The sequence below is a fragment of the Streptomyces sp. NPDC093064 genome (assembly GCF_044754605.1).
Lineage (GTDB): Bacteria > Actinomycetota > Actinomycetes > Streptomycetales > Streptomycetaceae > Streptomyces.
In genome coordinates, this window is the sequence record NZ_JBIVPK010000101.1 from 1 (window position 1) to 11,233 (window position 11,233).

Below are 11,233 nucleotides of genomic sequence, written 5' to 3' on the forward strand. Positions count from 1 at the left end.
TCAAGCACCAGCATGCCCACGCCCTCGGACCAGCCGACACCGTCCGCCGAGTCCGAGAACGCCTTGCACCGCCCGTCGGGCGACAGACCCCGCTGGCGGGAGAACTCGACGAAGGTGCCCGGGGTGGAGATGACCGTCACACCGCCGGCCAGCGCGAGCGAGCACTCGCCGGCCCGCAGCGCCTGCGCCGCGAGGTGCATCGCCACCAGCGACGACGAGCACGCGGTGTCGACCGTGACCGCCGGACCCTCGAAGCCGAAGGTGTACGAGACCCGGCCGGAGGCCACGCTGCCCGCGCTGCCCTGGCCCTGGAGGCCCTCGAACTCCTTGCCGCCGAGGATGGAGCCGTAGTCGCTGTACATCACACCGGCGAACACACCGGTCGCACTGCCCCGCAGACCGACCGGGTCGATACCGGCCCGCTCGATCGCCTCCCACGACGCCTCCAGCAGCAACCGCTGCTGCGAATCCGTCGCCAACGCCTCACGCGGACTCATCCCGAAGAAGCCCGGGTCGAACTCCCCGGCGTTCTCCAGGAATCCGCCGGAGCGGGTGTACGACGTGCCGAGGTGCTCGGGGTCCGGGTCGTAGACCGCCTCGATGTCCCAGCCGCGGTTGGCCGGGAAATCGGTGATGGCGTCCGTGCCTTCGAGGACCAGTCGCCACAGGTCTTCGGGCGAGGCGACGCCGCCCGGGTAGCGGCAGGCCATGCCCACGATGACGATCGGGTCGTCGGTCGTGGCGGGCAGCTGCTTCACCGGGAGCGTCGACTCGGTCTCGGCGCCGAAGAGTTCGTCGTGCAGATGGTTCGCGAGCGTGACCGCGTTCGGGTAGTCGAAGACCAGCGTCGCGGTCAGGCGCAGTCCGGTGGCCGCGCTCAGCCGGTTCCGGAACTCGACCGCGGTGAGCGAGTCGAAGCCGACGTCCCGGAACTGGGCCGCGGTGTCCACCGACGCGGCGTCGGCGTGTCCGAGGACCACGGCCGCCTGGGTGCGGACCAGGTCGAGGAGGGCCTCCCGGCGTTCCTCGGCCGTGAGCGCGGTCAGGCGTGCCACGAGCCCGTCGGCGGTGACGGTTCCGCCCGCGACCGTGCGCCGGGTGCGGGTCCGGACGAGACCGCGGAGTACCGCGGGCACCTCGCCCCGCGCGGCGAGCGCCGCCAGGTCGAGCCGGACCGGGACGACCAGGGCGGTGCCGGTGGTGTCCTCGGCGTCGGCCGCGAGCGCCGCGTCGAAGAGGGCGAAGCCCTGCTCGGCCGCGAGGGGCGGCATCCCGGCCCGCGTCAGCCGTTCCGCCTCGGTGTCGGAGAGGGTTTCCGTCATGCCGCCCGCCTGGTTCCAGGGCCCCCAGGCCAGCGACAGGCCCGGCAGGCCGGCCGTGCGGCGGTGCTCCATGAGCGCGTCCAGGAAAGCGTTGCCGGCCGCGTAGTTGGCCTGTCCTGCGCCGCCGAAGACGCCCGCCACGGACGAGAACACGACGAACGCGTCCAGGTCCAGGTCGCGGGTGGCCTCGTGCAGGTTCCAGGCCGCGTCCACCTTCGGGCGCAGCACCCGGGCGAGCCGCTCCCCGGTGAGGGAGCCGACGACACTGTCGTCGAGGACGCCCGCCGTGTGCACGACCGCGGTGAGCGGGTGCGCCGCCGGGACCCCGGCGACCAGGGCGTTCACGGCGTCCGGGTCGGCGACGTCGCAGGCCTGGACCGTCACATCGGCGCCGTGCGCGATGAGTTCGGCGACGAGTTCCGTGGTGCCGGGGGCGTCACCGCCGCGCCTGCTGACCAGCAGCAGGTTGCGGACCCCGTAGGCGTCGACGAGGTGTCGGGCGAACTGGGCGCCGAGGCCGCCGGTGCCGCCGGTGATCAGGACCGTGCCGTCGGCCTGCCACGCGGTGGGCGCGGCGGCGTCGGCGGGACGGGCCAGCCGGGCGAGCCGGGCGGCGTGCGGCCGGCCGGCGCGCAGCGCGAGCTGCGGTTCGGCGGAGCCGAGCGCCGCGGCGAGGGCGGCGGCCGACTCGGGGGTCCCGTCCAGGTCGACGAGGCCGAAGGCGCCGGGGTTCTCGGTCTGGGCCGCACGGACCAGACCGTGGACGGCCGCGGCGCCGGCATCCCGGGTGTCGACCACGCCACGCGTCACGAGGACGAGGCGGGCACCGGCGAGCCGGTCGTCGGACAGCCGGCTCTGGACGGTGTCCAACGCAGCGGCGGCGAGCCGGTGTGCCGCGTCGGAGGCCGGCTCGTCGTCGTGCGAGGCGACACCGAGGACGACCACGTCCGGCCCGGGCCGGTCCGCGGCGACCGTCGCGGCCACCAGGGCGGCGACGTCCGTGTAGGTCTGCACGGTCGTGCCGGCGCCGGTGAGCGCGGCGGCGAGCCCGAGCGGGTCGCCGTCCGTACCCAGGAGCGCGACGGTCGCGGGGGCCGCCTCGGATCCCTGGGCGGGGGTCCACTCGACGCCGAAGAACGCGTCACGCAGCAGCGTGTCGGTACCCGTGGTGTCGAGTCCGGTGACGCTCCGGGTGACCAGGGAGCCCACCGAGACGACCGGCGTGCCGGACGGGTCCACGGCGCTGACGGACAGCGTCCGGTCGCCGGTCGGCGTCAGTCGGACGCGGAGCACGGTGGCGCCGGAGGCGTGCAGCGAGACGTCCGTCCAGGAGAACGGCAGTCCGGCCGTGCCGCCGTCGGCGGCCGGGGCCAGCAGCAGGGCGTGCAGCGCGGAGTCGAACAGGGCCGGGTGCAGACCGAAGCCGGCGGCCGTGTTCTCGGTGCCCTCCGGCAGAGCCACCTCGGCGAACCACTCGTCACCGCGGCGCCAGGCCGCGCGCAGACCCTGGAAGACCGGTCCGTACGCGAATCCGGCCTCGGCGAACTCCTCGTAGCACCCGTCGGCGTCGACGGCCTCGGCGCCCTCGGGCGGCCAGACGGTGGTATCAAGGACGGCGGGGGCCGGACCGCTGCCGGCGGGAGCCAGCGCACCGGCGGCGTGCTGCGACCAGGCGGTGTCGCCGGCGCCCTCGGGACGTGCGTACACGCCCACGACGCGGCGGCCGGCGGCGTCGGGTGCCTCGACGGCGACCTGGACCTGAACGGCGCCCCGCTCGGGCAGGACCAGCGGCGCGGTGATGGTCAGTTCCTCGACCCGGTCGCTGCCGACCTCGTCGCCGGCGCGGACCACCATCTCCAGGAGGGCCGTGCCCGGCAGCAGGACGGTGCCGTCGACGGCGTGGTCGGCGAGCCAGGGGTGGGAGTGCAGTGCCAGGCGGCCGGTGAACAGCACGCCCTCGGCCGCGGCGAGTTCGACGGCGGCGCCGAGCAGCGGGTGCTCGGCGGAGCCGAGACCGGCGGCGCGGACATCGCCGCCGCCGAGCGGGGCCGCGGGCCAGAACCACTGGTGCTGGAACGCGTACGTCGGCAGTTCCGCGCGGCCCGCACCGGTACCGGCGAACAGGGCGGACCAGTCGATCCGCAGTCCGCTGGTGTGCAGGCGGGCGAGCGCGGCGACCGCGGTGGCCTCCTCGTCACGGTCCTTGCGCAGGACCGGGACGGTGACGGCCTCGTCGCCGGTCAGCGACTCCTGCGCCATCGCGGAGAGGACACCGTCCGGACCCAGCTCCAGGAACGTCGTCACACCCTGTTCCTCGAGCGTGGTCACCCCGTCGGCGAAGCGGACCGCCTCACGGACATGACGCACCCAGTACTCGGCCGAGCACAACTCCTCGGCCGTGGCGAGAGTGCCGGTCAGGTTCGACGCCGCCGGAATCACAGGCGCCGCGTACGACAACCCCTCGGCCACCGCCCGGAACTCGTCCAGCATCGGGTCCATCAGCGGCGAGTGGAACGCGTGCGACACCCGCAGCATCGTCGCCTTGCGGCCCTCCGCCTCGAACCGCGCCGCAACCTCCAGTACGGCGCCTTCCTCACCCGAGACGACCACCGACGTAGGCCCGTTGACGGCGGCGACCGACACCTCATCGCTGAGGTACGGGGCGATCTCGTCCTCGGTGGCCTGGACGGCCACCATCGCGCCACCGGCCGGCAGCGCCTGCATCAGACGACCACGAGCAGCCACCAGACGGGCGGCGTCCTGAAGGGTGAACACCCCGGCGACATGCGCGGCGGCTATCTCACCGATCGAGTGACCGGCCACGAAGTCCGGCCTCACTCCGAAGGACTCGACGAGGCGGTAGAGCGCGACTTCAACGGCGAACAGGGCGGGCTGAGTCCACCCCGTCTCATTCAGCAGACCGGCGTCCTCACCCCACATCACCACCCGCAGCGAACCACCCAACTCACCATCCAGCACCGCCAGAACGGCGTCCAGAGCCTCAGCGAACACCGGGAACCGACCATACAACTCACGACCCATCCCGAGCCGCTGCGACCCCTGACCCGAGAACAGCGCCGCCGAGCGGCCTGTGCGGGCCGGACCCGACATGGCTGCGGAGTCGGGCTCGCCCACCGCGAGGGCCGCCAGGGCGCGGGCCGAGGTGTCCACGTCGGTGGCGAGGACGACCGCGCGGTGCTCGAACAGCGACCGGGCGGTGACGAGGGAGGAACCGACGTCCACGAGCGGACGGTCGAGGTGTGCCTCCACCGAAGCGAGCAGCTTCGCCGCCTGGCTGCGCAGCGCCTCCGGCGTCTTGCCGGACAGCACCCAGGGCACCACGGAGGGCTCCACCACATCCCGCTCCGGTGCCGAAGCACCAGCCACCGTGCCCTGGATCACCTTCGCCGGCTGCTCCAGGATCACGTGGGCGTTCGTACCGCTGATGCCGAAGGACGACACACCTACACGACGCACGTGCTCCGTCTCGGGCCACGCGGTCTGCTCAGCGAGCAGTTCGACCGCGCCCTCGGTCCAGTCGACGTGCGAGGACGGGACGTCGACGTGCAGGGTGCGCGGCAGCACGCCGTGGCGCATCGCCATGACCATCTTGATGACACCGGCGACGCCGGCCGCGGCCTGCGTGTGACCGATGTTCGACTTCACCGAGCCCAGCAGCAGCGGGTGCTCCGGGTCGCGGTCACGGCCGTAGGTCGCCAGCAGCGCCTGCGCCTCGATCGGGTCACCCAGCGTCGTACCGGTGCCGTGCGCCTCGACGACGTCCACGTCACCGGTCGAGAGTCCACCGCTGGCAAGGGCCTGGCGGATGACGCGCTGCTGCGAGGGCCCGTTGGGGGCGGTGAGGCCGTTGGAGGCGCCGTCCTGGTTGACGGCGGAGCCACGGACGACCGCGAGGATCTCGTGCCCGTTGCGGATCGCGTCCGACTGCCGCTCAAGCACCAGCATGCCCACACCCTCGGACCAGCCGACACCGTCCGCCGAGTCCGAGAACGCCTTGCACCGCCCGTCGGGCGACAGACCCCGCTGCCGCGCGAAGTCCACGAAGACTCCCGGTGTCGACATCACGGTCACACCACCGGCCAGCGCGAGCGAGATCTCACCCGAGCTCAGCGCCTGCATCGCCCAGTGCATCGCCACCAGCGACGACGAACACGCGGTGTCCACCGTCACCGCCGGCCCCTCGAAACCGAAGGTGTACGAGACACGGCCGGAGGCCACGCTCGGCGAGCTGCCACTGCCTTGGAAGCCCTCGAACTCGGGGCTCGCCAGCATCGCGCTGTAGTCGCTGTACATCACACCGGCGAACACACCGGTCGCACTGCCCCGCAGACCGACCGGATCGATACCGGCCCGCTCGATCGCCTCCCACGACGCCTCCAGCAGCAACCGCTGCTGCGAATCCGTCGCCAGCGCCTCACGCGGGCTCATCCCGAAGAAGCCCGGGTCGAACTCCCCCGCCTCGTGCAGGAACCCACCGGAACGGGTGTACGCGGTGCCGGGATGGTCGGGGTCCGGGTGGTACAGGTTCTCCACGTCCCAGCCGCGGTTGACCGGGAAGGCGCTGATGGCGTCCGTGCCTTCGGTGACCAGGCGCCACAGGTCCTCGGGCGAGGCCACCCCGCCCGGGTAGCGGCAGGCCATGCCCACGATGACGATCGGGTCGTCCGCCACAGCCGCGGTGCCGCGCTGCACGAGCTGCATGTCGGCTTCGGTGCCGAGGAGTTCGTCCAGGAGGAAGTCGACCAGGACCTCGACGGTCGGATAGTCGAACACCATCGTGGCGGGCAGGCGCAGTCCGGTGACCGTCTTCAGGCGGTTGCGCAGTTCGACCGAGGTGAGCGAGTCGAAGCCGAGGTCCCGGAAGGCGCGCGTGGGGTGGACGGCCGTGGCGTCGGCGTGGCCGAGCACCAGGGCGACCTGGCCGCGGACGAGGTCCACGAGCACTTCCCGCCGTTCGACCGCGTCCAGGACGGCGAGCCGGTCGCGCAGACCGGTCGCCGTCGCCGAGCCCGCGACCGCCGCACGGCGCGAGCGGCCCCGGATCAGCGAACGGAGCAGCGGCGGCACATCGCCCTGACCGCGCAGGGCGGGCAGGTCGAGCCGGACGGGCACGAGCGCGGCGTCGTCGGTGGACAGCGCGGCATCGAAGAGGGCCAGACCCTGCTCGACGGCGAGCGGGGGCACGCCGGAGGCCGCGAGCCGCTCGAGTTCCGCGTCGGAGAGCGTGCCGGTCATGCCGCCGGCGCCGGTCTGCTCCCAGGGCCCCCAGGCCAGCGACAGACCCGGCAGACCCGCGGCCCGGCGGTGTTCCATCAAGCCGTCCAGGAAGGCATTGCCCGCCGCGTAGTTGGCCTGACCCGGGTTACCGAAGACACCCGCGACCGACGAGAACACCACGAACGCGTCCAGATCCAGACCGCGCGTTGCCTCGTGCAGGTTCCAGGCCGCGTCCACCTTCGGACGCAGCACACCCGACAGCCGCTCCGGGGTGAGGGAGGCGACCATGCCGTCGTCCAGCACACCGGCGGAGTGCACCACCGCCGACACCGAATGCGCGGCCACCAACTCGGCCACCGCCGCACGATCCGTCACATCACACGCCACGACCGTGACCCGCGCACCCGACTCCGCCAACTCCGCCACCAACTCGGCCGCACCCGCGGCCTCACCACCACGACGACTGACCAGAACCAGATCACGCACCCCGTGCCCGGCCACCAGATGACGCGCCAGCACAGCACCCAGACCACCGGTACCACCCGTCACCAGCACCGCACCCTCCCCACCGAACACCGAAACCGCATCGGTCGCGGGAGCGGGACGACGGACCAGACGGGCGGCGCGGAGTTCGTCGCCGCGCACGACGAGCTGCGGCTCGTCGCCCAGGAGGGCGGCGAGCGGGAGCGGACGGGTGGTCTCGGGATCGAGGTCGATCAGGCCGAAGCAGCCCGGGTTCTCGGACTGGGCCGAGCGCACCAGACCCCAGACCGCGGCGGCGGCCAGGTCGTGGCCGGTGGTCGCGCCCCGGGTCACGAAGACGAACCTCGTGGCGGCGTGACGCTCGTCCTCCAGGCGGGTCCGCACCAGTTCCAGCACGTGCCGAGTGAGGGCGTGGGTGACGGCCGGGGTGTCGACCAAGGTGTCGGCCGGGGTGTCGGCCCCCTCCTCGTGCTCCTGGGCGGCGACGGGCAGCAGCACCAGGTCGGGCAGCTCGGCGCCGCCCGTCAGGGACGGGCGCCGGCCGATCTCGGTGCCGACCGCCCGCAGGCTCTCGACGAGCCCGAAGGGGTCCTCACCGACGATCTCCGCCGTCGGCTCCGCGGTCTCCGCCGGAGTGGCCGCGGTTCCGGTGACCGGGGTCCAGTCGAGGCGGAACAGGGAGTCGCGGACGAGTGCCGCGGCGGAGCCGAGCGCCTCCGCGGACACGGCGCGCATGGTGAGCGCCCGGACGACGGCCACGGGGGCGCCGGTGGTGTCGGCGACGGCCAGTGTCAGCGTGCCGTCGGTGTCGCGGCCGAGCCGGACACGGACGGACGAGGCGCCAAAGGCGAGCAGCGAGACGCCGTTCCAGGAGAACGGAACGCTGCCGCTCGTGCCGTCACCGGCCGGGGCCGCGAGCCAGGCGGCGTGCAGGCCGGCGTCGAGCAGCGCCGGGTGGAGGCCGAAGCTCTCGGCTTCCTTCTGTGCGCCGTCCGGCAGCGCGATCTCCGCGAACACCTCGTCGCCGCGGCGCCAGGCGGCCCGCAGGCCCTGGAAGGTGGGACCGTAGGCGAAGCCCTCGGCCTCGCGTGCCTCGTAGAAGCCGGTCAGGTCGACGGGCTCGGTGTTCGCCGGCGGCCACACCGTGGCGTCGAACGGCGCGGCGGCCGTCGGGAGCCCGGTGGCGAGGACGCCGGTGGCGTGCTGGGTCCAGGGGGCGTCGGTGGACTGCTCCGGGCGCGAGTGGACCGTGACGGTACGGCGTCCGGCGGCGTCCGCGACGCCCACCCGCACCTGGGTGCGGACCGCGCCCTGGGCGGAGAGCACCAGCGGGGCGGCCAGGGTCAGTTCCTCGACGTGGTCGCAGCCGACCTCGTCGCCCGCGCGGACCGCCATCTCCAGGAGGGCCGTGCCCGGCAGCAGGACGGTGCCGTGGACGGCGTGGTCGGCCAGCCACGGGTGCGAGTGCAGCGACAGGCGCCCGGTGAAGACCAGGTCCTCGCCCTCGGCGAGTTCGACGACCGCGTTCAGCAGCGGGTGGGCTGCCGCGCTGATGCCGACGGAGTTGACGTCCGTGGCGTCGCGCTTGGCGGCGGGCCAGAAGGGCCGGTGCTGGAAGGCGTAGGTCGGCAGTTCGAGGGGGCCGGCGCCGGTGGGGGCCAGGAACCCGGCCCAGTCGACGCGGGTGCCGGTGGCGTGCAGCCGGCCGAGGGCGGCCAGGGCCGCGCGCTCCTCGGCCGTGTTCTTGCGCAGCAGCGGGATCGTGACGGCTTCGCCGCCGGTCAGCGACTCCTGCGCCATCGCGGAGAGGACCCCGTCCGGACCCAGCTCCAGGAACGTCGTCACACCCTGCTCCTGGAGCGTGGCCATCCCGTCGGCGAAGCGGACCGCCTCACGGACGTGGCGCACCCAGTACTCGGGCGAGCACAGCTCCTCGGCCGTGGCCAGGGAACCGGTCAGGTTCGACACCACCGGGATCACCGGGGTGGCGTACGACAACTCCTCCGCCACCGTGCGGAACTCGTCCAGCATCGGATCCATCAGGGGCGAGTGGAAGGCGTGGGACACACACAGCCGGGTCGTCTTCCGGCCCTCCGACTCGAATCGCGCGGCCAGCTCCAGCACGGCGCCTTCGGCGCCCGAAACGACCACGGACGTAGGTCCGTTGAGCGCGGCAATCGACACCCCGTCGGTGAGATGCGTGGTGACCTCGTCCTCGGTGGCCTGGACGGCCACCATCGCACCATCGGCCGGCAGCGCCTGCATCAGACGACCACGAGCAGCCACCAGACGCGCCGCGTCCTCCAGCGAGAAGACCCCGGCGACGTGCGCGGCGGCTATCTCACCGATGGAGTGTCCAGCCACGAAGTCTGGCGTCACTCCAAAGGACTCGACGAGGCGGTAGAGGGCGACTTCGACGGCGAACAGGGCGGGCTGAGTCCACCCCGTCTCGTTCAGCAGACCGGCGTCCTCACCCCACATCACCTCCCGCAGCGAACCACCCAACTCACCGTCCAAGACGGCGAGAACGGCATCCAGAGCCTCAGCGAACGCCGGGAACCGTCCATACAACTCACGGCCCATGCCGAGCCGCTGGGATCCCTGACCCGAGAACAGCGCCGCACGACGGCCCGACGTGGGGGTTCCGGTGGCGACGGAGGGGTGGGGTTCACCGGACGCGAGGGCGGCCAGGGCGTGCACCGTCTCCTCGTGCTCGGTGGCCAGCACCACGCCGCGGTGGGCGAACAGGGAACGCTGGGTCGCGAGGGAGAGCGCCACGTCGGCGGGACGCAGTCCGGGCGTCAGCCGGACGTGCGTGAGCAGGCGGGCGGCCTGGTCACGCAGCGCCTCCGGCGACCTGCCGGACAGCACCCACGGCACCACCGAGGGCTCCACCGCGTCCGCCTCCGGCACCGAAGCGGCGACCACCGTGCCCTGGATCACCTTCGCCGGCTGCTCCAGGATGACGTGGGCGTTCGTACCGCTGATGCCGAAGGAGGAGACACCGGCGCGGCGCACCCGCTCCGTCTCGGGCCACTCGGTCTGCTCGGTGAGCAACTCGACGGCACCGGCGGTCCAGTCGACGTGCGAGGACGGCTCGGTGATGTTGAGGGTGCGGGGCAGTACGCCGTGCCGCATCGCCATGACCATCTTGATGACACCGGCGACACCGGCCGCGGCCTGCGTGTGGCCCAGGTTGGACTTCACGGAGCCGAGCAGCAGGGGGCGGTCCTCCGGGCGGTTCTGGCCGTAGGTGGCGATCAGGGCCTGGGCCTCGATCGGGTCACCCAGCGTCGTACCCGTACCGTGCGCCTCGACGACGTCCACGTCGCCGGTCGAGAGCCCGCCACTGGCGAGTGACTGGCGGATCACCCGCTGCTGGGACGGCCCGTTGGGGGCGGTGAGGCCGTTGGACGCACCGTCCTGGTTGACGGCGGAGCCACGGACCACGGCGAGAACACGGTGGCCGTTGCGAATCGCATCGGACTGCCGCTCCAGGAGGAGCATGCCGACACCCTCGGACCAGCCGACACCGTCCGCCGAGTCCGAGAACGCCTTGCACCGGCCGTCGGGCGACAGACCCCGCTGGCGGGAGAACTCGACGAACGCGGTGGGCGTCGACATCACGGTCACACCGCCCGCCAGGGCGAGTGAACACTCGCCGGACCGCAGTGCCTGGGCGGCCCAGTGCAGGGCCACCAGGGAGGAGGAGCAGGCGGTGTCGACGGTGACGGCCGGACCCTCGAAGCCGAAGGTGTACGAGACCCGGCCGGAAGCGACGCTGCCCGCGCTGCTGCCCTGGAAGCCCTCGAACTCCTCGCCGCCCAGCAGGTTGCCGTAGTCGTGGTACATGACGCCCGCGAACACACCGGTCGTGCTGCCGCGCAGGGTGTGCGGGTTGATACCGGCCCGCTCGATCGCCTCCCAGGAGGTCTCCAGCAGCAGACGCTGCTGCGAGTCGGTGGCCATCGCCTCTCGCGGGCTCATGCCGAAGAAGTCGGCGTCGAACTCCGCGGCGTCGTGCAGGAATCCGCCGGAGCGGGTGTACGAGGTGCCGGTGTGCTCGGGGTCCGGGTCGTACAGGGAGTCGACGTCCCAGCCGCGGTTGGCCGGGAAGTCGGAGATGGCGTCCGTACCCTCGCTGACCAGGCGCCACAAGTCCTCGGGCGAGTCGACGTCGCCCGGGAAGC

General features: G+C 72.9%; 1 protein-coding gene. It reads right to left on the reverse strand.

The genetic code is table 11. The annotated features are described in order from the left end of the window. A partial coding sequence (locus tag ACIQFZ_RS42305) for an SDR family NAD(P)-dependent oxidoreductase (RefSeq protein ID WP_402693862.1) occupies positions 1–11,233 on the reverse strand: 11,233 nt, incomplete at both ends.